A 23,755-nucleotide genomic window follows, 5' to 3' on the forward strand; every position below is an offset into this window, starting at 1 on the left:
CCTGGATGAAAGAGTGTGACGAGGGCTCCGCAAGGTGAGCGGTGATCGGGCTGGGTCGTTTGGTTAAAGGCCGTTGAGATACAGCTGCTCATAACAAAAGTTGGTGGCGTCGATATAACCTTCTGCACCACCACAATCGAAGCGCAAGCCTTCGAACTTGTAGGCCAGCACGCAGCCATTTTGCGCCTGCTTCATGAGCGCATCGGTGATCTGGATTTCGCCGCCCTTGCCAGGTTGGGTATCGGCGATCAGGTCAAAAATATCCGGGGTCAGAATGTACCGGCCAATGATTGCCAGATTGGACGGTGCGTCCTCGGGGGATGGTTTTTCTACCATGCTGTTGACGCGGTAGATCCCTTCGGAAATCAGCTCGCCGGCGATCACCCCGTATTTGTGCGTCTGATCTCGGGGGACTTCCTGAATGGCCACGATCGAGCAGCGGAATTTTTTGTAGAGCTTGATCATCTGCGCCAGTACGCCGTCACCTTGCAGGTTCAGGCACAAGTCATCCGCCAGTACCACGGCAAAGGGTTCGTCACCGATCAAGGGACGACCGCTGAGAATTGCGTGCCCCAGGCCTTTCATTTCGACCTGACGGGTGTAGGCGAAGGTGCAGGTTTCGATCAGCTCGCGCGTCCCGGCCAGAAACTTTTCTTTCTCGGTGCCGCGAATCTGATGTTCCAGTTCGTAGCTGATATCGAAATGGTCTTCCAGTGCGCGTTTGCCCCGACCGGTCACGATGGCCATGTGCTGCAAACCAGCGTCCCGTGCTTCTTCAACGGCGTATTGGATTAAAGGCTTGTTGACGATCGGCAGCATTTCCTTCGGCATTGCTTTTGTTGCAGGCAAGAAGCGTGTGCCATAGCCGGCTGCGGGGAACAAGCATTTACGAATCATAGATATATCCTGGAAAGACATTGTTCACAGTCACACAAAAGACGGTGACCGTGAGTTTGGATGTTTTACGGTGGTTGTACTTTAATACCTGAGACATGGTTTGATGGCAATTAATGGCATGCGCAGAATGGGGTAAATGTTATTAGTTGTCGGGCCTGTGAGTGTTTGGTTAGTTTTAGTCGGTGTCTATTAATAGTGTCGGTTCTTGTGAAGTGCTAATAAGTCATTGGCATCAATTATTGCGCGCGGCAAAAGTTGTAAGCGTGGCGCGCCGTTGAATACTTCAATACCCCACTATGGACCGCTCTATGAAGATTCTGGTAACGGGTGGAACCGGTTATATCGGTTCTCACACCACACTTGCGCTGCTTGAAGCGGGCTTCGAAGTGGTTGTGCTGGACAACCTTTGCAACAGTTCAGATGCAGCCCTGCATGCCGTTGAAGCCATCTGCGGGAAATCCGCATTGATGATTCACGGGGACGTTTGCGATAGAGCCTTGCTCGACCGGATTTTCCAGGCCCATTCCATTGATGCAGTCCTGCATTTTGCCGGCCTCAAAGCCGTGGGCGAGAGCGTGCGCAAGCCGCTCGAGTATTACGAATCCAACGTGTGCGGCAGTATTACGCTGTGCCAGGCCATGGCCGCGGCCGGGGTATTCCGGTTGGTGTTCAGTTCATCGGCCACGGTGTACGGCGCGCCTGAGCAGATGCCGATTCGTGAAGACTTTCCGACGGGCACGCCCACCAATCCCTACGGGCAATCCAAGCTGATCATCGAAAACGTACTGCATGACCTGTGTGCGGCGCAGCCACGCTGGAGCATCGCGCTGTTGCGTTATTTCAATCCGATCGGCGCTCACACCAGCGGGCATATGGGTGAAGACCCCAACGGGATCCCCAACAATCTGGTGCCTTACATCAGTCAGGTTGCCGTCGGCAGCCTGCAGGAATTGTCGATATTCGGTGACGATTACCCCACCGTCGATGGCACCGGCGTGCGCGATTACATCCACGTCGTCGACTTGGCGGACGGGCATCTCAAGGCGTTGCAGACGATCTCGACGCGCACCGGGATCAATATCTGGAACCTGGGCACCGGCAACGGTTACAGCGTTCTGGAAGTACTGCGGGCATTCGAACAGGCTTCGGGCCGGGCGGTGCCTTATCGCGTGATGCCGAGACGTTCGGGCGACGTTGCCGAGTGTTGGGCTGATCCCTCCAAAGCGGCGAAGGAACTGGGTTGGAAGGCCACTCGGAATCTGCAGGAGATGATGACGGATACCTGGCGTTGGCAATCGAATCATCCTCGCGGATATACCGATCAAGGCTGATGTGCGGGCTTTCAGCGGCGTGTTTTTCTGCTGAACTGTTATATCAGGACGTGATGTTAATTATGGTCGGGAAAATTGACTGGCAACCCGTCCGGCAAGTCCGTAGATATAAAGAACTCGCAGGAAGGAGTTTGATATGAAAAAGATGATGGTAATAGCCTTGTTGTCCATGATGAGCAGTTGGGCACTCGCAGCCGAAGAAGAAGCCCTCTCGCTGGATACCAAAGTTGTCGGTGATGTGACGGCGGGACAAGCTGTAGTGGCCAGCACCGCGCTGGTTGCCGGTGCAGTGGCAGCGTCCAACAGCGGTGGAAGTTCCAATGGCGGGACCACCGGCACCACAGGTACTACCGGGACAACCGGCACCAGTAACTAAGAAAATTCGCACGTGTAATACAAGATTGCCCGGCTAACACTGGGCGATCTTGTTTTGGGTTTGCCCTTGAATAGCGTAGTGCCATTATGATTCGTAGTGTTCCTTTTTTAATGCTGGCAAGTATTGCTTTGCAAGGTTGTATGTTTTCGCCGGGGCAACATCTGAGCACCAGTGATATCACTCGCGAAGGTGCCAGCGAAAGCAGTCGGGTCGAGCTGATTCCGATCACCCCCAAGCTCATCGCCATGGACAGGGCAACACAGGTCCATGAGTCAATTCCTCCGGAGTTGTTGACCACACCCGCCGAGTACCGCATTGGTAACAACGATGTCTTGTACATCACGGTATGGGATCACCCCGAGCTTACGGCGCCTTCCGGCGCGCAACAGCAGATCGATGCAAACGGCCGTCTGGTTCGTTCCGATGGCACGCTCTATTACCCCTACATCAAAGAAGTCCAGGCTGCTGGCAAGACGATCCAGCAACTGCGATCCGATATCGCCGAGAAGTTGTCGACCTTCATCTCGGACCCGCAAGTGGATGTCGCGGTGTTGCGTTTTGCCAGTCAGAAAGTGGTGGTGTCGGGCGCCGTGTTGAAAGCCGGTCCGCAAGCGATTTCCACCAATCCGCTCAACGTTGTTGAAGCCTTGGGTTCCGCCGGCATTGACCCGCTTAATGCTGACTTGTCCGGGTTGCTGTTGACGCGAAACGGACGGGTGTATCCGCTGAATCTTGATGCACTCAATCAACAGAACGCCGAGTTGCAAAAGGTCTACCTCAGAGGCGGCGATCAGTTGTACCTGCCGTACAACGACAGCAAGAAAATTTACGTCATGGGCGAGGTCAATCAGCCACGCGCGTTGACGTTCAAGACCCGCACGATGAATCTTTCTGACGTTATTGGTTCGGTAGGCGGGTTGAACCAGACCACCTCTAATGGCAACGCCGTGTACGTCATCCGGGGTGTCGAAAACCTCGATGTAGAACCCGCCAAAATCTATCAGCTGCAAGCCGAGTCGCCTTCCGCCATGGCACTCGCCACCCACTTCGATGTTCGTCCCCAGGACATTGTTTATGTGGGCCCTGCCAACGTTACTCGCTGGAACCGCTTCATCAGTCAATTGGTGCCATCGGCCTCGATTCTGGGCATGGGCGCTGCCGCACAAAACAACTTAAGCGAAGCTAACTCCCGATAAGGTCTGGTCCAACTGTGAGAACGTTGAAAGTTAGCGTCTGCTTGATGGCGGCCTTGCTGTTGTGTGGATGTAACCCGCTGATGAAGGCCACGCTGGCGAACTTCAAAGCCGTGGCCGGCGGGCCTGATGACCTGGAATTGACCCCGGCGCAAGTCGCCGAAGTTCACTACCCCCAACTCAAACTGACCACCCCTTCCGGCGTAGGGGTGTTGGCGATGGTGCGTGAACGCGGTGACTTGCAGTACTGGGTCGCGTCCGGCAAGCAGGTGCTGTTACTGCGCGATGGCCTGGCCGTTCGCAGTGTCGGACTGGGCTTCGACGGGGATCTGGACGGGACCCGTTTTGAAGCGGTCTCGCCGTTCAAGCAAGGGCTGCATTCGTTGCCCGATGGCTACACCAGCCAGCGCTGGATCGATCTCTATCACGGCTATGAAGTGGGGATTGCCGTGAACAGTCGCTTCACGCGACACCCCATGGAAACCATCAGGATTCTGGACAAGGAATACGCTGTGATGCGTGTCGATGAGCGTATTGATGCACCGGCTATTGGTCTGCACGCAACCAATCATTATTGGGTCAATCCGCAGAACGGTTTCATCCTGCAGAGCGAGCAGCAACTGACTGCGCAACTCAGGGTAAAGATCGTTCAGCTGACCTCTGAACGCAGGACTGTCCGTTGAAGTTTCCCAAGGTGTTATGGACGTGCCTGTGGTTGATCTCCGGCGGTGTGAGCGCGGCAGTTTCCGTCAGTGGTGATGTGCGCAATCCGGGGTGGGTGGAACTGCAACCCGGTGCTCGCGTGCTGGATGTGATGCGCGTTGCGCAACCCAATCCAGAAGGCTACTGGCTGGCGGCGGCCTGGCTGCGACGGCCCTTGCTCGAAGAGCAGGCTCGGCTTAAAACCGGTGTCTTGTTCGATTTGAAAGTGCTGCAGCGTACCGCGCTGCTCCTGGATCGACCGAGTCGGGCGGCGCTGGCGTTGCGCTTGTACGAGCAAGTCAGCCAATTGCCTGTCACGGGGCGCCAGGTGGCCGTGCTGGACCCGGTCTCGGTCGAAGTCGGGTTCGCGCTCAATTTGCGCGTGGCCGACGGCGACAGCCTGATCTACCCGATGCGCTCCGACGTGGTTGAAGTGCTGGGCGCTGTCGCCGAACCGTGCCGGCTCGCGTATCGCGCGATGCAGGAGGCGCGGGATTACCTGCAAGGGTGTTCGCCGCTTGCCGATGCTGAAGCCGATTACCTGTGGATCATTCAGCCCGATGGCGTCACTCGCCGGGTTGGCATTGCGCCGTGGAATCGCGAGAGCGGGCAGGTGCCTGCGGCCGGCAGCAAAATCCTGGTCCCTGTCAAAAACGATGATCTTAGTCCGCCTATACCTGAACTGAATCAGCAGTTGGCCGAATTTCTTGCCACGCAACTGGCTGGGGTGGTTCCTTGAATTTACGTTTTGCTGCAGTACTGTTGTTGCCTTGTGGTCTGGCTCATGGAGAGCCGCGATTTACCCAGAATGATTTCGGCGGCGTGGGTTTGATGCAGACGCCGACGGCCCGAATGGCGCCGGCCGGTGAGCTGAGCGTGAATGCCAGTCGAACCAGCCCCTATAGCCGCTACAGCGTGTCCTTGCAGCCCTTTGAGTGGCTGGAAGGCTCGTTTCGCTACACCGCGATCACCAACCGCAAATACGGCCCTGAGTCGTTGAGTGGCGACCAGAGCTATAAAGACAAGGCCGTGGACCTCAAGCTGCGCCTGTGGCAAGAAAGCCACTGGGCGCCCGAGTTGGCCGTGGGGTTTCGCGACGTCGGCGGTACCGGTCTGTTCTCCAGCGAGTTCGTGGTTGCCAACAAGCGCTATGACGACTTCGATTTCAGCGCGGGTGTTGCCTGGGGTTACCTGGGCAATCGCGGCGATTTCGATAACCCGTTGGGCTGGTTGGATGATCGCTTCAAGACCCGGCCAGCCAGTGAGGGTACCGGCGACGTCAATACCAATGCCTACTTCCGCGGACGGCCTTCGTTGTTCGGCGGCGTGACCTACCAGACACCCTGGGAGCCGCTCAGCCTGAAACTCGAATACGAAGGCAACGACTACAAGAACGAGCCAAAGGACAACCAGATCAAGCAGGACTCGCCGGTGAACATCGGTGCCGTGTTCAAGCTGACCGATTCGGTTGATCTCAGCGCTGGCTGGGAACGCGGCAATACCGCCATGTTCGGCATCACCTTGCACACCAACTTCGTCAGCCGCAAGGCACCGGCCAAGACCTACGATCCACCCGCGGAGCGTCTGCCGGCGCATGCACCGGCCACTGCGCCGGACCAGGTCAACTGGGCCAACGTGTCCCAACGGCTGCAGAAAAATGCGGGCTACAACGTTGAACGTATTGCCCAGCGCGGCTCCGAGCTTTTGGTGTACGGCGAACAGTCGAACTATTTTTATTCGGCCAAAGCTGTCGGCCGCGCCAGCCGGATTCTGGACAACAGCGTCAACGACGATATCGACTGGTTTACCTTGGTGAACAAGCGCTACGACATGCCGCTGGACGAAACCAGTGTGCCTCGCGAGACCTTTCGCGAAGTGGTCAACAATCAAGAGCCGCTGCAAAGCCTGCACCGTACGACCGAGGTCAATGCGCCGGTGCCGCACCGGGAGACCACGCTCTATACCGGGAAGCTCAAACCCTTCAACTACGGCCTCGGGCTGGGTTACAAACAGAACGTCGGTGGCCCGGATGGTTTGCTCTATCAACTGACTGCCGATGCGGACGCCGAGTACCGCTTCACGCGCAATACCTGGTGGAGCGGCCTGCTCAGTGCCAATCTGGCGAACAACTACGACCACTTCACCTACGACGCGCCGAGCGGCTTGCCCCGGGTGAGGACGGACCTGCGCAAGTACCTGACGACCTCGGATGTGACGATGCCGATGTTCCAGCTCAGTCATGCCGAGCAGTTGGATAAAGACCTGTATGGCATGGTCTACGGTGGTTACCTGGAATCGATGTTTGCCGGTGTTGGCGGTGAAGTGCTGTTCCGTCCAATGGGGGAGGGCTGGTCTGTCGGCGCGGACCTGAACTACGTGCGTCAGCGTGAGTTTGACCAAGGTTTTGGCCTGCGGGACTACTCGACCGTTACCGGCCACATCACCGGTTATACCGATTTGCCGTTCGAATCCCAGGCGGCCATCAGCGTCGGCCGTTATCTGGCGCGGGATTGGGGCGCCACACTCGACTTGTCACGGCAGTTCAACAATGGTGTGAAATTCGGCGCCTGGGCCACGTTGACCACCGCAACCAGCGAGGAATACGGCGAAGGCAGTTTCGACAAGGGCATTTATATCTCCATTCCGTTCGACGAAATGATGAGTATGTCGACGATGCGTCGCGCCAATATCGTCTGGTCACCGCTGACCCGGGACGGTGGTGCGCGGCTCAATCGCAGCTACTCGCTGCACGCCATGACCGAGAGCCGCGACAGCGACTTGTTCTATCGCAACTTCGACAAGATCACCGAGTGAAAGGCGGGCGATCTACAGCGCAACTGACGCTGTAGATCGTCCGTATCAACTGCAAGACCTGGCGCGGAGTTCTCTGCGCTATCCCACTCTTGAATCAGCATTGCTACCTGAAAGACACCCATGAAAAAGGGGACTTGCGTCCCCTTGTTGTGTTGCTTGTGTCTGTCTACCAAGCCATCAATAAATGTCTTTGGACAGCAAGGTGAAGGGCGTCTTCACCAGGATCTTCAGGTCCAGCCACAACGACCAGTTGTTGATGTACTTAAGGTCGATCTCTACGCGTTTCTGCATCTTGTCGAGGGTGTCGGTCTCGCCGCGGCAACCGTTGATTTGAGCCAGCCCGGTAATCCCCGGTTTGATTCGGTGACGGGCCATGTAGGCGAGGATTTTCCCGGAGTAGTAGTTGTTGTGTGCAACAGCGTGCGGACGGGGTCCGACCAATGCCATGTGGCCTTGCAGCACATTGATCAGTTGCGGCAGTTCATCGAGCGAAGTACGGCGGATAAAACGTCCAACCGGGGTAATCCGCGAATCGTTACGACTGGCCTGCTTGACCTCATGATCATCGTGCACGCGCATCGAGCGAAACTTCCAGACCTGGATCACCTTGCCATTCCAGCCGTGACGGTCCTGTTTGAAGAACACCGGGCCTGGCGAGTTGAGTTTCACGGCCAGGGCAATGAGCAACAACAGTGGGCTTAAAAGGACAATGGCCAACAGCGCCACGCTCTTTTCCAGCAGGCTTTTACTCAGTGCAGCGGTGGGTTGGCTGGTCAACGGACTTTCATTCAGGTAGATCGCCGGCAAGCCATCCACGACTCTTACTGAGTGATTGAGCAGCGTCAGACTGTTCAAGTCCGGCACCCAGACCACGTCTACGTTGGCGCCCAGCAAATCGATATACATGGCCTCGATTTTTGCCGCTTCACTCAGGGGCAACGTAATGTACAAACGTCGGATGTCATGGGTTTCGATCAACTCCAACAGTTGCTCCTGCGGGCCCACGATGCGCGGTGAACCCGGCGCCGGCGGGAGCGTGGTGTCCGTGCTGACCAGGCCCACCAGGGGGAAGTGCTCCAGGCTGCGGAGTTTGCGTGCCAGTCCCAATGCCAGCTCGCCAGTCCCTACGATCAGGGTCTTGTGCTCGCTTTGAAGCGACCGTTGATAGTATTGCGAGAACCCGTGCAGCGGGACGTACAACAGCGCTTGCCCGATGTAGCCGCCGGCGGCCCATACCAGGATAAGTTGACGAGAAAACAGTTCGTCAGCCTTACAGATAAACGCCACACAGGCTAACGCGGCCAATGTCATTGACCAACCCATGAACAAACGTCCCAAGCCCGTCAGATAGTTATCTTTCTTTGCATAGACGCCGCACCATGTATAGGCGGGAACCGAAGCAAGTACAGCAAGAATTGCGCAGACCCGATAATAGAACTCTACCGTTCCGGTGTGGTAATAAACCAATGAAAACAACAGGGCAACTACAAAGCCCTGACCCAGTGCCCATTGTCCCCAGAAGGTCAATCCTTTGAGGTGGGTATTTCGATTGATACGAAGATTGTTAACCATGCGATATCCCCAAAATACGTCCATTCGCGCGTCGACAGACAACAGCCAAAGTTGATGAAGCAAACGTTATTATTTTTATAAGATGGCAAAGCATTAGTGAGCGAAGTGCCACTATGCGGTGCGCTCGCCAGTGAATAGATTAATTTATTGGGAAGAGGGCTGTCTGACGACTTCTAACGGGGAGTTAGTGTTGGTGACTGTTAACCTTGGGTGGCGTGTTGTTAGAAAAAGTCGATAAGTGTAAGTTGGATTGCGTGGAGTTGCTGGAGGGGGTGTTTGAGCTTTGAAGGGGGTGACATAGGGTGCTTTCTTATTTTTGTAATGCACTACCCGCAGGGTCATTGCGTTTGATCAGGTGTGGCTTTTTCCTCGTATGATTTTTTGTATCAGGCAATACCCTCGATTCCTGACCGCTCGGAACAGGCGTTCGCCGTTACTGGCATTTTTAAACTTTTCCTGTAATCGGCTAAGGCACATCTCGAGACCGCGATAATGTTCGGGTTCTCTGCCGATGCTCCGAATAAGATCATCTTTACTGACGACGCGATCATCATGGTTGAGCATCTTTTTGACCAGCGTGGCCTCCAGGCCAGTCAAGACAACCTCGATGTCATCTTTGATCAATGCGCCGCTGCCATTGCTCAATCGCCAGGCTTCTGTATGGGGATTGAGTGGTTTGGTCGCCCTGTACATGGCGTCCGAGGCTTCATCGGCACGAGAGTTGCTGTTATTAAACCGTGTATCGGACTGGGCTGTTCGCCACTCGGATTCGAATGATGAAAGCATACGCTGTGTATCACGTTTGATAACAGGCGGGACAATACTGTCCAGGTGAGGGGAAAAAAACTCCGTGAGTTTAGGGGCTGAAGAGGGTGGGACAACACCTTCGACAAACATTTTTGCCTGTGAGGTGCCAAATGAGTTGTATTTCTCGTTAGACAGCAACTCTTCAAGCTCAAGTTGTAATGCCGAGCTGTGAGTGACGACGACAAAATATTTTCTGGGGAGGGGTGTGCTGCTTTCCATGTCTTCTCTCCTGAAGTGCACTTTCGGTTTTAATTCAAAAGGGTATCGGCAGGGGAGTAATGGCTCCCTTGGAAGTAATCAAAAGGCAACGCGCGTGCCAGTATATGACTGGCAGCCTGCTCGACTCTGTCGGCTATAAAGGCGACTTTGGTGGTGTGAGTCAGCATGGTCATGCGTTCGTGGAGTCGATTGAATAACTCAGGGTTGCCAGTCTGTTTAAGGTTCAAGTCTAGGGTTGAAAGGGGGATTTTTATATAGTCGAATAGATTCAGGGTGGTAAAGATTTCGATACTTTCGTCGTGAATGTCATAGCCATCGAAAGCAATCTCAATCCCATGATCTTTCAACAGATAGATGTTATTGAGGATTTTCTTTTTGTCGGTGAAACTCACCGCCGAAAGAGGCAGCTCATTGAGTGCGACAGCCAGTGTCTGGCCAAAATTGCTCAGCGCATCGTTGCACTGGATCAGCTCTTCGGTGAGTGCAGAACTGGCGAGATCTGATTGCCCTACGCAAACGAATCGTCGGCTCAGGTATTTATTTTCGCTTGAGACATTGCGGTCTTTTAGCGAAAAGGCAATCAGCCGGGTTTGCATCAGTACTTCACTGTAGATGTCACTCATCTGCTGCATCGCTGACGCACAGGCGGCACGAGCGGGCGGAACCTGACTGTCGTCAAACTGTATTCTGATCTCGCTGCCAAATGGGCAGTCATCGCGAGTGAGGATCAATTGTCGAGACAAATAATGACTCGCACGATAGAAGTGAGACGCGCTCCCCGTTGCGTTCATACTGCTATAACTCCCTTACATACTAATCATCAGGCGGTCGAGATCAGACCCCTGATTAAACGATATCCATGACCACGAATACTTTGAATGGCATTCGTGCCATACAGGCCTTTTATCTTTCCGCGAAGGCGGCTGATGGACTTTTCCAAGGCCCTTGGATCATAAAAATTAATATTAAGCCCCATGATTTTGGCGATTTCATCGTGGCTTAATATCTGGTTTTTTGTGCCGGTAAATGCTTCTAGAATCTTCATTTCCGGAAACGATACATCCAGTCTTTTATAGTCTCCAATCAGGCACATGCGAGTGGGGTCCAGGAGCAAATTATGCTGCTTCTGCCATTCCGCGCTATTAAAAAACTCGGAAAGTACGTCCGGGTTTTCGTCAGTCAAAGTACCAAACTTAATACAATAGTCGGCCCCGGCAAGATAATATTTCATCTTGTTGTAAGTGCCTCTACCGGTAAACGCTACAAAAATAATGAGTGCATGGTTGTCAGCACGCATATTTTCAACGAGGGCAAGGCTTTCAACAAACGCCTGAGGGCTGTCAATGACAATGAAGACTGCTCGGTATGAATGAGAGTCTTGATTTTTTCTAAAAGAGTTGCTGTAGCACATTGTATCAACAGGTATATCATTCGGGACGTGGTTTGCTACTAAAGTCTTAAAGCCCTCCACTAACGTTTGGGTCCGCCCAATGGTGAGAATACCGGTCACCTCCTTCGCGTGACTGTGGCTGGTAGTCGTTATTTTCCCTGTAAGCATCATGCTTTGACTCGGCTGGGTGCTGACATTTGGATGTTAAAGCACTGATTCTCATCTGTGACTGACAATTGGTAACATTTCATGGGGTTTTCTCGCTGGCATCACATTTTTTTAACATTGCTGGTGAATTTGTTAGCAAACATTGCGCTACTGTGTGATTGATGGTGGCTGGCAAAAGAATGTCATTGTGCCATCTATCAGCTTGTTGTCCCGCCTTTCCAGCTCAATACGCTGTGCTCCGGTAAACGCAGTCGCTGAATGACTTTGTGGGTTGAGTGTTATGAATGATCAGCACTTGGTTACTTGACATGTCGGTTTGAGCTTTTCTTTGGTGCTGAACTAACTAGCATTAAGCCGTGCATAACATCAGGGTTGTTAGTTGTGATGGTGGACAATAATTAACATTGGGTTTTAATGCGCGGCTGAATACGTTTTACTTTCTCTTTAGCGGTGCATTAAAAGCACGTCAGTGGATGTGTTTTTTTCGATGGGGAGGATTGATGGATTTTTGGACTAGTGTGTCGGTATTGATTTTGGGTGTGGTCGAAGGGCTGACAGAGTTTTTGCCTATATCAAGTACAGGGCATCAGATTATTGTCGCGGACTTGCTCGACTTCGGTGGTCAGCGGGCAATGGCCTTCAACATCATCATTCAACTGGGTGCAATCCTGGCGGTTGTCTGGGAGTTTCGTCGCAAGATCCTCGAGATCATCACAGGCTTGCCAACTCAACGTAATGCACAACGTTTTACCTTGAATTTGTTGATCGGGTTTATGCCGGCCGTTGTCTTGGGCGTATTGTTCGCCGACAAGATCCATGAGTATCTGTTTAATCCCATCACCGTGGCAGTGGCATTGGTCGTGGGCGGCTTTATCATGTTGTGGGCAGAGCGGCGTGAACATGTGGTGTATGTCGATCATGTAGATGACATGCGCTGGACCGACGCCCTGAAGGTCGGCTTCGCACAGTGCCTGGCAATGATTCCGGGCACCTCACGCTCTGGATCGACCATTATCGGTGGGCTGCTGTTTGGTCTGTCACGCAAGGCTGCCACCGAGTTTTCGTTCTTCCTGGCCATGCCAACCATGGTTGGTGCCGCCGTCTATTCAGGCTACAAGTATCGGGACCTTTTCCAGGCCGACGACCTGCCAGTGTTTGCCCTGGGTTTTGTCACCGCGTTCTTTTTCGCCATGATTGCTGTGCGCGGCCTGCTCAAGTTCATCGCCAGCCACAGTTACGCCGTATTCGCCTGGTACCGGATCGCATTTGGTTTGTTGATCCTGGCAACCTGGACATTCGGCTGGGTTAACTGGACTGAGGCGGCAGCGCTCTGACACTTACACCAGGCTGCGGGAAATGCAGCCTGGTTTCTCGCTAACCGTTAACGCCCCTCAAGTAACTCCGCCGCCTGATCCAGCAAGGCCAAAGGCTCTTTGGCCTTGTGAATATCCACCGACAACAACTGCCGAAACTTGCGCGCTCCCGGAAACCCGGTGCCCAGCCCCAGCACATGCCGGGTGATATGGTGCATCGAGCCACCCGCATCGATGTGCGCGGCTATGTAAGGCCGCAACTGCGCCAGCGCCTCGGCGCGGCTGATCACCGGCGCCGTACTGCCGAACAGCTGCTGATCCACCTCAGCCATTACATAAGGATTGTGATACGCCTCGCGGCCCAACATCACGCCGTCGAACGTCTGCAAATGCTCGTGACAGGCCTCCAGCGTCTTGATCCCGCCGTTGAGAATAATCTCCAACTCCGGAAAATCCGTCTTCAACTGCGCCGCCACGTCATAACGCAGGGGCGGAATGTCGCGGTTCTCCTTCGGCGACAACCCCTCCAGAATCGCAATCCGCGCATGCACCGTAAAACTCGTGCACCCGGCATCCCGAACCGTGCCGACGAAATCACACAACTCCTCGTAACTGTCCCGCCCATTGATCCCGATGCGGTGCTTCACCGTCACCGGAATCGACACCGCATCACGCATCGCCTTCACACAATCCGCCACCAACTGCGGATGCCCCATCAGGCACGCGCCGATCATATTGTTCTGCACCCGATCACTCGGGCAGCCGACGTTAAGATTCACCTCATCGTAGCCGTGTTCCTGGGCCATGCGGGCGCAGGCGGCGAGGTCCAGCGGGACACTGCCACCGAGTTGCAGGGCGAGCGGATGTTCGGCTTCGTTGTGACGGAGGAAGCGCTCGTGATCGCCGTTGAGCAGCGCACCGGTGGTGACCATTTCAGTGTAGAGGAGGGCGTTTTTCGACAATAGGCGTAGGAAAAAACGACAGTGTCTATCAGTCCAATCCATCATCGGGGCGACGGAGAAGCGGCGGGAGAGCGGGGCGGGTGTGGCAGTGATTGGGGGCATTGGAGGTCTGGAATCGGTGGGGCGAAAGGCGGGAGTTTATCAGGAATGGGTTGGTTGGGTTGAGGCGAGTCGTGCGAGGTTAATCCTTCGGATGCCAGGAACGGTATTGAGCAAGACAGCCATTAGACGGACTGATAGCATCTGGCTACTAATTAAAAAGCTGTTCGAGGAAGGGATCCCATGCTCAAGAAAATTGCGTCGCTTGCTTTAGTCACCGCCAGCATTTTTGTATTCGCACAAAGCGCGGCCGCCGAAGATAAGCTCTTCAAGAATTACGTCTATCAATCCCCCCTCGTGAACTACACCGAAGCTGCGGGTTACTACGACTGCTCTGAAGATGTCGGCGGAACGGCAAGGTGCATCGACGACGTTGACTTCCTCGAAGAGAAATTCACCGTCGCATTGGTGTTCTCGGGTGACAAGCTGATCATGGTGTCGTTGATCAGCCCGTTCGATCAGGATTTGTATGGCAAAGCCATCGCAGGTCTTTCCAAGACCTTTACATTGGTTTCCATGACCGATGACAAGTCGATGCTGGACGTGGTCGAAGTCGCGAAGAAGGTGAGCAGCAAAGACGAGTTGACCGCGAAGTTAGCCAACTTTGAACAGGTCGGCCTGACCTCCGGGAATTTGACCTATACGTTCCTGGAAGGTGTGAATGCCAAAGGGCAGTCGAATGCGATTGGCGCGTTGAATGCATCGGCTGAGAATACGAGGTCTGCTGAATTGGTGCTTGCGGGGGAAGGGGCTGACGCGGGGTTGTTGATTCGGTTTTCGTTTCCGCGGTTAGAGGCTAATAAGATTATTCAGGCGGCTAAGAAGCCGGTTGAGGCTTTTTGAATTTTGAACTGAAAGGGGGCGACGTATTAAACAGGTCCGCCCCTTTTCTCGTACACACTCGCCGAGCGCCCCACTCAAAAAAACCAACTACGATCATCTTCCAGCGCCTGACGACAAAGCTTGAGCTGCGAATTATAACTCTGTGATTGTTGCTCTACTTTGCGCGCTACCTGCATCAGCCAAGGCTTGGCGAGATAGGTGCCGTTACGATAACCCCCACGGCCCTCGTGGTACGCCAGATACTGGTTATAAGCATCCCATTTGGAGATCCCGAGTTGGCGCTGGGTGCCGGTTGTGTACCAGCCGATGAACATGATCGCGTCATCAAAGTTGTCACGCGAGCCGCCATTGCCGGTGCCGCTTTTGTACTCGCCCCACACCGGGTCTTGCGCTTGCGCATAGCCGTAGGCGGAACTGACTCGACCCCAAGGGATAACCCACAGCAGGTAGTCGCGAGGTGGCAAGGCATCGGAAATAAAACTGCTTTCTTGCTTCATGATGGCCATCGCCACATGTTGAGGCGTGCCCCACTTCTCCTGCATCTTCAGCGAGTCTTCATACCAGTCAGGGTATTCACGATAGATATTGCAGAGGTTGTTCTGATCTTTGGGTGGTGGCGTTGCGCAGCCCGTCAAGGTCAGCAGCATCAATACAGGTAGCCATGTTCGCCATTGCTTCATTCATCGTGTCTCGGAAAAGAGTAAGGGCGACAGTCAGCCCATCTATGTTGCTCGTTGCTCGTTGCTCGTTGCTCGCGTGGAGCAAAGCACCGCTTGCAACGTCTGATGTTATTCGGCTGGATGGGGTCACCCGTTAGGCGGTTGGCTTTGTAACGTCCTGCGACCATTGAACCGACCCAAAACTGCGAATCCTGAACCAACGCTGTCGCCCCGCAAAGTTTCATAATCCCCCGCGAAATTGCAGCCTAGGATGACAACTCAACCTCGTATCACCGCGCCCTCCACCCCACAGGGAACTGAAAAATGATCTCGAATCTCATCAAAGTCGTGCTAATCGGTGGTGCAGTGCTGTTGAGCGCCTGTTCGGGTGCAAGTACCCATAGCGAGTATTCGGAAGCCACGCTGCCTTCTGCCGGTTTTGGCCCGGGGCCGACCAACAATCCCGGCAAGATGAATGTACATGGCAGTGCGCTCGGCAACAGTTTCGGCGAGTACAGTTCGGGTTTGTTGCACGACGATTAGCTAACGGCGGAAGTGTTTCCGCCGTTTTGCGATTTGCCTGAGATGGCGTGTGGGAACTGGCGGCTTATTTAGTCTCGGGCGTTGCTATCCACTGGCTTAGAACCTTCTGGTAACTGCCCGTCACCTTGGCCAGGTGCAGCCACTGATCGACATACAACTTCCAGGTGATGTCGTCGCGCGGTAGCAGGTAAGCCTTTTCCCCATACTGCATGAACTGGCTCGGGTTCACCGCGCATAAACCGGGTTTGAGTTTCTGCTGGTACAGCGCTTCCGACGCATCAGTAATCATCACGTCAGCCTTCTTATCCAGCAGTTCCTGGAAGATGGTCACGTTGTCGTGAAGGCTTAGTTGCGCCTTGGGCAGGAAGGCGTGAACAAACGCTTCGTTCGTGCCACCGGCCGGTTCAACCAGGCGCACTGATGGCTGGTTGATTTGCTCGATGGTTTGATACTGCGCCTGCTCTTCACAGCGCACTAACGGGATCTTGCCGTCGACGTCCAGCATGGTGCTGAAGAAGGCTTTTTTCTGCCGTTCCAGCGTCACCGAGATACCGCCCATGCCGATGTCGCACTTGCCCGCCAGCATGTCCGGCATCAGGGTTTTCCAGGTGGTTGGCACCCATTCAACTTTGGCACCGAGGCTGTCCGCCAGTGATCGGGCCATGGCGATGTCGATGCCTGAATATTCACCGTCCTCGGCTTTGGAGGTATAGGGTTTGTAGTCGCCTGTGGTGCACACGCGAAGTTGGCGTTGCTGAATGACGCTGTCCAGATGCGAGGGTTCTGCCTGAACGCCAAACGATAGGGCGAACAAACCACCGAGCATCATTGTGCTTTTTATGTTCTTCATTGTTCTCGGACTTTTTTGATGGATTTTCATCAGCCCGGCGTTAACGCAGAGCCGTCCCCGAACGGATAATAAACACTAAATACCATCCAGGGGACGCGTGTCGCTGTTCCCGGTCCGTCAACATTGAGTTGACGGCGAGACTGAGAGGGCTGTCTTTCAGAAGACTGAGGAGGGGGCAGTGATGTTTACTTGCGGATGGTCGATTTGGACGCCGATGCAACCGTGCCACTGCCGCAGTTGATATACGAAGAGGTTTTCAACCAGCGCTGATCCGGATAGTAAGAGAACAACAGCTGCCCATCTTTCATCGAATCAATCAGCCGATGCGCAATCGCCGGCCGGACTGCCGGGCAGCCGAGGCTTCGGCCAATCCGCCCATTGACCCGGGCCAGCATTGGATTCACATAGGGTGCGCCGTGAATCACGATCGCCCGGTCAAAGGCGTTGTCGTTGAAACCCGGTTCCAGGCCTTCCATGCGCAGCGAGTAACCGTTTTGCCCGACATAACTTGACTGTGTCCGGTACAAGCCGAGACTGGTGGCGAAGCTTTCGTTTTGATTGGAGAAGTTGACGGCCATGTTCTCGCCGCTGTTTCGGCCGTGGGCCACCAGTTCATGGAACAGCAACTTGCGTTTTTTAAGGTCGAACACCCACAACCGTTGTTCGGTGGAGGGCAGGGAATAGTCGATGATCGCAAGCCTTTGGACAGGGGCTGCGCCTTGAGCGATGCTGCATTGTGAAGCGCGGACGGCCAGGTTAATGACTTTTGCGTCGGCACCCGGCGCTGCTTTGACGAGGGCGGCGGCCAGCGAATCGGCGTAGGCTGACGGTACGGACATTGCAGTCAATAGCAGGGCCGCCAATGGAAGGCCAAAACGTAGTAGCGCCATATAGATGTCTCATCATGTTAAGTTCGAGTCTAGCAGTGCGTGGGAAGCTAGCGAGTGAATGCGGGAGATTAAGGATTATCCATGGTGCAATTAACAAGGTTATTCGTCATAAGCCGCGTATTTTTTATGGGCTTTCTGATCAGCGGTGCAGCGGTCGCCGAAACTTCGCCGATTGAGTCGGTAACTGCGCCGAGCGCCGTGATGGATGCCGCAGCGGACGACAACGTCGCTCAAACGATTCAGGCGACGCTTGCGCCATTGAAAACCGCATTCCCTCCCTTGCTCACTTCAAAGCGCTATCGGCGGGTGGATGTCAGTCGTCTGGTCATGGATTTTTATACCCATCGCGCCTATCGCGCGGCGTGGACCAACGACAGCGATGTCGCACAGTTGATCAAAAGCCTGAACAACCTCCAGGCGGACGGATTGAGCCCGGCGGATTTCCGTGTGGATGAAATTGTCCGGACTCAACCTTCGGTGCAAGCCTTGACCGCCTCGACTGAGCAGCGGGCAGCGTTTGATATCGCCACCACCCACACCTTTATTAGCGCGCTGCTGCAATTACGACGCGGCAAGGTCGACCCTTCACGGCTGGATAATCACTGGAATTTTGATTCGAATGGCGTCGATCCCCGTGACGACATCAACGCCTTCTTCGCTGCCCTCGACAATCACGATGTGGCGAGTGCTTTCGCCCAGGCGCCGCCGCAAGAGGCGGTGTACGTCAGTTTGCGTCAGGCGTTGGCGCAACTGCGCGGCGTTCGGGACAAGGGTGGCTGGCCGAAAGTGGTTGTGGACCATTCGCTCAAACCCGGCATGGACGAGCCCGCTGTCACACAGTTACGCGCGAGAATGGTCGCGGCAGGCTTTCTTGATCCGCGATTGATCCGCGGTACGAAGTACGACGGCGCCGTCACCGCAGCGGTGAAAAAGTATCAGGCCGAGCAATACCTTGGCGCGGATGGCATGGCGGGGGCGACGACCCTGGCAGCTCTGAATGTGCCGGTTGAGGCGCGCATCGATCAGGTGCGGGTGAACATGGAACGGGCGCGTTGGCTGCTCTATAAACTGCAGGGCACGTTCGTTATCGTCGATATCGCCGGCTATAAGGTGGCGATGTACCGCGATGGCCAGCCGATCTGGCGATCTCGGGTGCAGGTGGGTAAAACGGCGCGCAATACCCCGATTTTTCAGGCGCAGATTACCTACATCACCTTTAACCCGACCTGGACGGTGCCGCCGACGATCCTCAAGGAAGACGTGATACCAAAAGTCCAGGCCAATCCAGGCTACCTGGCCAGCAACCGGATACGCGTACTGGATCGAGAAGGCAATGTGCTCGACCCGTCGACCGTTGACTGGAGCAATGCACGCGGGCTCACTCTGCGACAGGATGCCGGGCCTGAGAGCTCGCTGGGCCAGGTCGTGATCCGCTTCCCCAACGACTATGCGATTTACCTCCACGACACGCCGCACCGCGAGTTGTTCGCCAAAACTGTCCGCGCGACCAGTTCGGGCTGCATTCGGGTCGAGAACCCTTTGCAACTGGTGGAACTGCTGTTCAACGATCCGGTGAAATGGAACAGCGCCGGCATTCAAAAACAATTGGCCAATGGCAAGACCGAGAACATCCGGCTTCCCGTGAAAGTGCCGGTGTTGTTGGCGTATTGGACGGTAGACCTGGAGAGTGACGGGCGAGTAGCGTTCAAGCCTGATGTGTATGGTTATGACGCGCCGGTGCTGCAAGCGCTGAACCGGCCGGCGCCCGTGCCAGTGATGGATTTGCGTGCGGCGACGGGGTCGGTGGTGGCGTCGGGGCCGGGTGTGCAATAGGGGACACAGCTCGTTCCCCTTAAATTGCGGTGGTCTAGAGTTCCAGTCCTTCTTGCATCGCCGCCAGCAAGGTGTGCTCGGTGAGTGCCACCGCATCCGCTTGCTCTTCGGACTGCTCAATCGTTTGCAGCCACCAATGCATCTCGCTGTGCTCGTCCACGGTGCGCAACAGGGCGAGTTCTTTACCTTTGGAGTGAACCTCGACGCGTCCCGCACCATCCTTGGTGAAGCGTGCGACCGGGTCGAACGTCAGGGTGTGGCGATTACCTTCGATCACCAGTTGGTCGATGGCATAGTCGAACGTTTCCCCGTCCTGACTGCTCTCGATGACATGAGTGGGATTTCGCCGCAGGAGCAAACCCACCTCGGTCAGCGGATGCAACCAAACCTCGATCTGGCGATACAGTTCGTAAACCTGGCCCGGCCAGCTGTCGATCGCCTGATCGGCGTGGGTGGATCCGGTGTGTTTCAACTTCGTGGCGAGCTCGTCTGCCTTACTCATTTCGATTCCTTGTCATGATGTAAGTGTAAGCGTAGCGCCTCCAACGCCATCCGGGTCTTGCCTTGGGTCATGTCTGCCATACAAGCGTGACAAATTTTTTCAGGACGGCTGGACCGTCAATTCTCCCCGCAAAAACTCCACCTGCCCGCGCTGCAATCCGGTCAGCCGAGAGTGCTCGCGCACATTCGATGCGGCGTCTGTCCAAAGCACAATTGCCCCTCACCACGGCGTAGACTAAGCTCACAAAAAATAAGGGTTTTGGGCCTTCGCCCACGCCTTACCCTTACAGGACGAGCTTTTGCCTATTCCCCTTCACGACCCGCATCACGCCCCCGGGGGCGCGTTGAAACGGTTACCGCTGCTGACAGCATCGGTGCTGTTTATCGCGACGGTGTGCCTGTGCCTCTGTGGTTTGCTGTACCTGCAACTGGAACAGTCGCGCCGCCACGATCTGGATGAGGCGCAAGTGGCGTCGTCGAACCTGACCCGGGCCATGGCGCAGCAGGCTGAAGACACCTTCATGAAAGCCGACCTGGTGCTGACCAGCCTGGTGGACTGGATTCAGGCCGACGGCTATGGCGCTGCACAACGGCCACGCTTGCAGAAAACCTTTGCCCGCAGGGTGCTGACGCTGGACCAGTTGCACGGGATTTTCCTGTTCGACAAGCAGGGGCAGTGGGTGGTGACGTCGTTCGAGGATCTGCCCCGGGGCGCGGGGGTGGCCGATCGTGACTACTTCAAGTTTCACCAGCAAAACGTGTCGTCGGTCGCGCACATCGGGCCGGCCATTCGCAGCCGGCAGAATGGCGAGTGGATCATTCCAGTGTCCAAGCGCATCAACGACAAGAACGGTATGTTTCAGGGTGTGCTGCTGGCCGGCATCAAGATGGCCTACTTCGATCAATTCTTCAAAAGCTTCAACATCGATGACAAGGGCTCGATGTTTTTGGCTCTGAGCGATGGAACACTGTTGGCGCGACGGCCGTTTGTGGAGTCGCTGATCAACACATCATTGGCCAAGGGCGACATCTTCCAGAATCTGCTCCCGAATGCACCGGCCGGCAACGCGATGATCGGTTCGGTCGTGGACGGCGTCGTCCGTTTGTACGGCTACCGTCAACTGGAAGGTTACCCACTGGTGGTTTCCGCAGCGTCCTCGCGGGACGCGGTGCTGAAAGGCTGGTACGACACGGCGTTTCAATCCAGCGTCATCGTGGCGTTGGTGATCCTGGGTGTGGGGCTTTTCGGCTGGGTGTTCATTCATCAGGTGCGCGACGGTGAGCGGATCGAGGCTGATTTACGCAAGGCGCAAGAAGCGCTGGAGCTGATCGCCACTCACGATAGCCTGACCGGTCTGGCCAATCGCCGACTGTTCGAGCGGGCGCTGGACATCGAGTTCGCGCGCGGGGCCCGGCAGTTGAGTTCGTTGAGCCTGATCATGCTCGATATCGATTTCTTCAAACGCTACAACGACACTTACGGCCATGTCGCCGGTGACCATTGCCTGGCCGAGGTGGCGCGAGCGTTGAAGAGTTGCTGCCATCGCAAGTCCGATCTGGCAGTGCGTTATGGCGGTGAAGAGTTCGCCGTGTTGCTGCCCAACACCGACATTCATGGCGCGATGGCAATTGCCGAGCAAATCCGCCGCAGCGTCATGGACAAGAACATCACCCACAGCGGTTCACCCACGGGCTACGTGACGGTCAGTCTTGGTTGTTATGCGTTCATACCGACCGGGCGCGACAGCCTTGAAGTGTTCATCGAACGCGCCGATGCGGCGTTGTATCAGGCCAAGCACTCGGGGCGTAACCGGTCCTGCGTGTTGTCGATGGAAGGGGGCGTGGAGGCGATGTTGCGCTCGGATCGTTGAGTCGCCCGCCGTGTTGTTTCAGTCTTGCAACACCCTGATAACCGGTCGTCCGCCTGTCAGTTCTGGTTGAATCGATCGTCTAGAGTTCCGTTAGCCCTGCCGAGCCCGGCAGCGCTTCCCAACGCACGGACGATCGCCTAAATGTTGATGACTCAAGCATTGACAGCCGTTGCTCTAACCCTCGCGGCTGCCGCCGTTTTCCCATTGGCCAGCCAGGCCCGAACCAACGTCACGCCCGAAGAGGCACACGCCATTGGCGTTGACGCCTACCTGTATTTTTATCCGCTGCTGACCATGGACATCACCCGCAAGCAGTTCACCAATATCGAACCCGGCAAAGAGTTTGGTAAAGGCCCGATGAACATGTTTGTGAGCGTGCCGCAGTACCCGCCCGCGAGTTTCAAAGGGGTCGTGCGCTCAAACTTCGACACGTTGTATTCCATCGCCTGGCTCGACCTGACCAAGGAGCCATTAGTGATTTCTGCGCCGGACACGGATGGGCGTTTTTATCTGTTGCCGATGCTCGACATGTGGAGCGACGTATTTGCCTCGCCCGGTTGGCGCACGACCGGCACGCAGGCCCGTCAGTTTCTGGTGACCCCGCCGGGCTGGACCGGAACGGTCCCGGCCGGATTGAGCCATTTGCCGGCACCGACGCCTTTCGTCTGGGTCATCGGTCGTACCAAGACCGATGGCGAAGCTGATTACGCGGCGGTGCACAAGATTCAGGCGGGTTACACGGTGACGCCGTTGTCGCAACTGGGTAAAAAAGCCGAACCGGTTATTGTGAAAATCGACCCGACGGTGGACATGAAAACGCCGCCGAAGATTCAGATCGATACGATGTCGGCAGCCAATTACTTCGCCTACGCGGCCGAGTTGCTCAAAGTGCATCCGCCACATCTCACCGACCAGCCGATCCTGGCGCAGATGCAACGCATCGGTATTGAAGTGGGTAAATCGTTCAACTTCGAGGCGCTGGACCCGGCCGTGAAAGCGGCGCTGCAGACGGTGCCTGATGAAGCGCAGACGCTGATGAAGTGGAAGGTGGCAACCCTCGCTCGCGTGGTCAATGGCTGGTCGATGAACACCGACACCATGGGCGTCTACGGCAACTACTACCTTAAACGCGCGATTGTGGCGCAGGTCGGGTTGGGGGCGAACTTGCCCGAGGATGCGATTTATCCGCTGAATCTGGGCGATGAGCAGGGCAATCCGCTCGACGGGGCCAACAAGTACGTGCTGCATTTCGATAAAGATCAAGTGCCGCCGGTGAATGCCTTCTGGTCGATCACTTTGTACGATCCGGAAGGGTTTCAGGTGGGCAACTCACTCAACCGTTTTGCGGTCAGTAGCTGGATGCCATTCAAGACCAATCCCGATGGCTCGCTGGATATCTACTTCCAGAACGAAAGCCCCGGCAAGGACCTGGAAGCCAATTGGCTGCCCGCTCCCAAAGGCGCGTTCAACCTGACCATGCGCTTGTACGGTCCGAAACCCGAGGCGTTGAACGGTAAATGGAATCCGCCCGCAATCAAGCGCATGTAATGGGCGGGTAACGAAAGCAGGCCACTTCATGGCCTGCTTTTATTCGTTCAGCTGCCTGTTCCACCCCCGGCACCTCCAGTTCCGCCACCCGCCGCCCCGGTGCCGCCGCCTGCGCCTGAGCCCGAACCACTGGCGCCGCCATTAGTCCCGGTGCCGGTGCCGGTGCCGCCACCCGAGTCCGTATTGCTCCCGGCCGGAGGCGTGCCGGGGGTGTGGTCGGTAGACATGTTCGAGCCGCTGTTGGTCCCGGACTGGGAGCCGGTCGAACCGGAGCCGTCGTTGGATGCTGCAAACGTGGCTGGCGAGGCGACGCATAACAAGCCAGCGAGTAACAGCGAAGTGAATTTTGTGGTCATCATGGTCCGTCTCCAAAA

At 55.6% G+C, this 23,755-nt stretch carries 23 protein-coding genes; 12 read left to right on the top strand and 11 right to left on the bottom strand.

The features are described 5' to 3' along the window. Positions 1–63 precede the first annotated feature (63 nt). Entirely contained in the window at positions 64–897 is an 834-nt protein-coding gene (gene galU, locus BK660_RS17770) for a UTP--glucose-1-phosphate uridylyltransferase GalU (RefSeq protein WP_123434344.1), read from the bottom strand. 308 nt (positions 898–1,205) lie between these two features. Here galU and galE point away from each other — a divergent pair, with 308 nt between their 5' ends. The 6 genes from galE (at position 1,206) to BK660_RS17800 (ending at position 7,313) form a co-directional block, all read left to right on the top strand. Continuing rightward, complete coding sequence (gene galE / locus BK660_RS17775; protein ID WP_123434345.1) at positions 1,206–2,228, top strand: UDP-glucose 4-epimerase GalE; 1,023 nt, start codon at positions 1,206–1,208, stop codon at positions 2,226–2,228. Between the two features lie 136 nt (positions 2,229–2,364). Beyond that, positions 2,365–2,604 carry a hypothetical protein gene (locus BK660_RS17780; RefSeq protein WP_123434346.1) on the top strand — a complete coding sequence of 80 codons (240 nt, stop codon included), beginning with the start codon at positions 2,365–2,367 and terminating at the stop codon, positions 2,602–2,604. 86 nt (positions 2,605–2,690) lie between these two features. After that, the gene (locus tag BK660_RS17785) at positions 2,691–3,800 is read left to right on the top strand and encodes a polysaccharide biosynthesis/export family protein (protein ID WP_473087013.1); all 1,110 of its coding nucleotides are present in this window, start codon (positions 2,691–2,693) and stop codon (positions 3,798–3,800) included. A 14-nt stretch (positions 3,801–3,814) separates the two neighbouring features. Beyond that, positions 3,815–4,480 (top strand): YjbF family lipoprotein, encoded by a 666-nt coding sequence (locus tag BK660_RS17790; protein ID WP_123434348.1) that lies wholly within the window; start codon positions 3,815–3,817, stop codon positions 4,478–4,480. After that, positions 4,477–5,238 (top strand): capsule biosynthesis GfcC family protein, encoded by a 762-nt coding sequence (locus tag BK660_RS17795; RefSeq protein ID WP_123434349.1) that lies wholly within the window; start codon positions 4,477–4,479, stop codon positions 5,236–5,238. Before BK660_RS17790 ends, BK660_RS17795 begins: the two co-directional genes overlap by 4 nt. Then, complete coding sequence (locus BK660_RS17800) at positions 5,235–7,313, top strand: YjbH domain-containing protein (protein WP_123434350.1); 2,079 nt, start codon at positions 5,235–5,237, stop codon at positions 7,311–7,313. Before BK660_RS17795 ends, BK660_RS17800 begins: the two co-directional genes overlap by 4 nt. Before the next feature lie 177 nt (positions 7,314–7,490). Here BK660_RS17800 and BK660_RS17805 read toward each other — a convergent pair whose 3' ends face one another. The 4 genes from BK660_RS17805 to BK660_RS17820 all read right to left on the bottom strand — a co-directional run bounded on the left by BK660_RS17805 (position 7,491) and on the right by BK660_RS17820 (position 11,472). Continuing rightward, on the bottom strand, positions 7,491–8,885 hold the full coding sequence (locus BK660_RS17805) for an undecaprenyl-phosphate glucose phosphotransferase (RefSeq protein WP_123434351.1): 1,395 nt from the start codon (positions 8,883–8,885) through the stop codon (positions 7,491–7,493). A 351-nt stretch (positions 8,886–9,236) separates the two neighbouring features. After that, positions 9,237–9,911, bottom strand: coding sequence for a winged helix-turn-helix domain-containing protein (locus tag BK660_RS17810; protein WP_123434352.1), 675 nt, complete (start codon positions 9,909–9,911; stop codon positions 9,237–9,239). Positions 9,912–9,940: 29 nt separating this feature from the next. Beyond that, the gene (locus BK660_RS17815; RefSeq protein WP_123434353.1) at positions 9,941–10,702 is read right to left on the bottom strand and encodes an EAL domain-containing protein; all 762 of its coding nucleotides are present in this window, start codon (positions 10,700–10,702) and stop codon (positions 9,941–9,943) included. A 29-nt stretch (positions 10,703–10,731) separates the two neighbouring features. Beyond that, positions 10,732–11,472, bottom strand: coding sequence for a winged helix-turn-helix domain-containing protein (locus BK660_RS17820; protein WP_123434354.1), 741 nt, complete (start codon positions 11,470–11,472; stop codon positions 10,732–10,734). 497 nt (positions 11,473–11,969) lie between these two features. Here BK660_RS17820 and BK660_RS17825 point away from each other — a divergent pair, with 497 nt between their 5' ends. Beyond that, the gene (locus BK660_RS17825; protein WP_123434355.1) at positions 11,970–12,803 is read left to right on the top strand and encodes an undecaprenyl-diphosphate phosphatase; all 834 of its coding nucleotides are present in this window, start codon (positions 11,970–11,972) and stop codon (positions 12,801–12,803) included. A gap of 47 nt (positions 12,804–12,850) precedes the next feature. Here BK660_RS17825 and dusA read toward each other — a convergent pair whose 3' ends face one another. Then, positions 12,851–13,846, bottom strand: a complete 996-nt coding sequence (gene dusA, locus BK660_RS17830) for a tRNA dihydrouridine(20/20a) synthase DusA (protein WP_123434356.1) — start codon at positions 13,844–13,846, stop codon at positions 12,851–12,853. 180 nt (positions 13,847–14,026) lie between these two features. Here dusA and BK660_RS17835 point away from each other — a divergent pair, with 180 nt between their 5' ends. After that, complete coding sequence (locus tag BK660_RS17835; RefSeq protein WP_123434357.1) at positions 14,027–14,686, top strand: hypothetical protein; 660 nt, start codon at positions 14,027–14,029, stop codon at positions 14,684–14,686. Between the two features lie 74 nt (positions 14,687–14,760). On the opposite strand, the gene BK660_RS17840 is transcribed toward BK660_RS17835, so the two are convergent. Beyond that, on the bottom strand, positions 14,761–15,366 hold the full coding sequence (locus BK660_RS17840) for a transglycosylase SLT domain-containing protein (RefSeq protein WP_123434358.1): 606 nt from the start codon (positions 15,364–15,366) through the stop codon (positions 14,761–14,763). Positions 15,367–15,669: 303 nt separating this feature from the next. Between BK660_RS17840 and BK660_RS17845 the strand changes: the two genes are divergently transcribed. After that, on the top strand, positions 15,670–15,888 hold the full coding sequence (locus BK660_RS17845; RefSeq protein WP_123434359.1) for a hypothetical protein: 219 nt from the start codon (positions 15,670–15,672) through the stop codon (positions 15,886–15,888). 64 nt (positions 15,889–15,952) lie between these two features. Here the strand turns inward: BK660_RS17845 and BK660_RS17850 are convergent, their stop codons facing one another. Both BK660_RS17850 and BK660_RS17855 read right to left on the bottom strand, forming a co-directional pair. Further along, positions 15,953–16,738, bottom strand: a complete 786-nt coding sequence (locus BK660_RS17850; protein WP_123434360.1) for a transporter substrate-binding domain-containing protein — start codon at positions 16,736–16,738, stop codon at positions 15,953–15,955. Positions 16,739–16,923: 185 nt separating this feature from the next. Further along, a complete protein-coding gene (locus BK660_RS17855; RefSeq protein ID WP_123434361.1) occupies positions 16,924–17,628 on the bottom strand; it encodes a murein L,D-transpeptidase catalytic domain family protein in 705 nt (234 codons plus the stop codon). A gap of 81 nt (positions 17,629–17,709) precedes the next feature. On the opposite strand from BK660_RS17855, the gene BK660_RS17860 reads away from it, so the two are divergent. Next, a complete protein-coding gene (locus BK660_RS17860) occupies positions 17,710–19,461 on the top strand; it encodes a L,D-transpeptidase family protein (RefSeq protein WP_123434362.1) in 1,752 nt (583 codons plus the stop codon). A gap of 34 nt (positions 19,462–19,495) precedes the next feature. Here the strand turns inward: BK660_RS17860 and BK660_RS17865 are convergent, their stop codons facing one another. Next, positions 19,496–19,963: a hypothetical protein gene (locus tag BK660_RS17865; RefSeq protein WP_123434363.1), complete on the bottom strand. Its 468-nt coding sequence runs from the start codon at positions 19,961–19,963 to the stop codon at positions 19,496–19,498. A 298-nt stretch (positions 19,964–20,261) separates the two neighbouring features. On the opposite strand from BK660_RS17865, the gene BK660_RS17870 reads away from it, so the two are divergent. Further along, entirely contained in the window at positions 20,262–21,833 is a 1,572-nt protein-coding gene (locus BK660_RS17870; protein WP_123434364.1) for a sensor domain-containing diguanylate cyclase, read from the top strand. 141 nt (positions 21,834–21,974) lie between these two features. Further along, positions 21,975–23,381 (top strand): DUF1254 domain-containing protein, encoded by a 1,407-nt coding sequence (locus tag BK660_RS17875; protein WP_123434365.1) that lies wholly within the window; start codon positions 21,975–21,977, stop codon positions 23,379–23,381. A gap of 47 nt (positions 23,382–23,428) precedes the next feature. Here the strand turns inward: BK660_RS17875 and BK660_RS17880 are convergent, their stop codons facing one another. After that, positions 23,429–23,740 carry a hypothetical protein gene (locus tag BK660_RS17880; RefSeq protein ID WP_123434366.1) on the bottom strand — a complete coding sequence of 104 codons (312 nt, stop codon included), beginning with the start codon at positions 23,738–23,740 and terminating at the stop codon, positions 23,429–23,431. Positions 23,741–23,755 lie beyond the last annotated feature (15 nt).

This window comes from Pseudomonas brassicacearum, from assembly GCF_003732265.1.
Lineage (GTDB): Bacteria > Pseudomonadota > Gammaproteobacteria > Pseudomonadales > Pseudomonadaceae > Aquipseudomonas > Aquipseudomonas brassicacearum_D.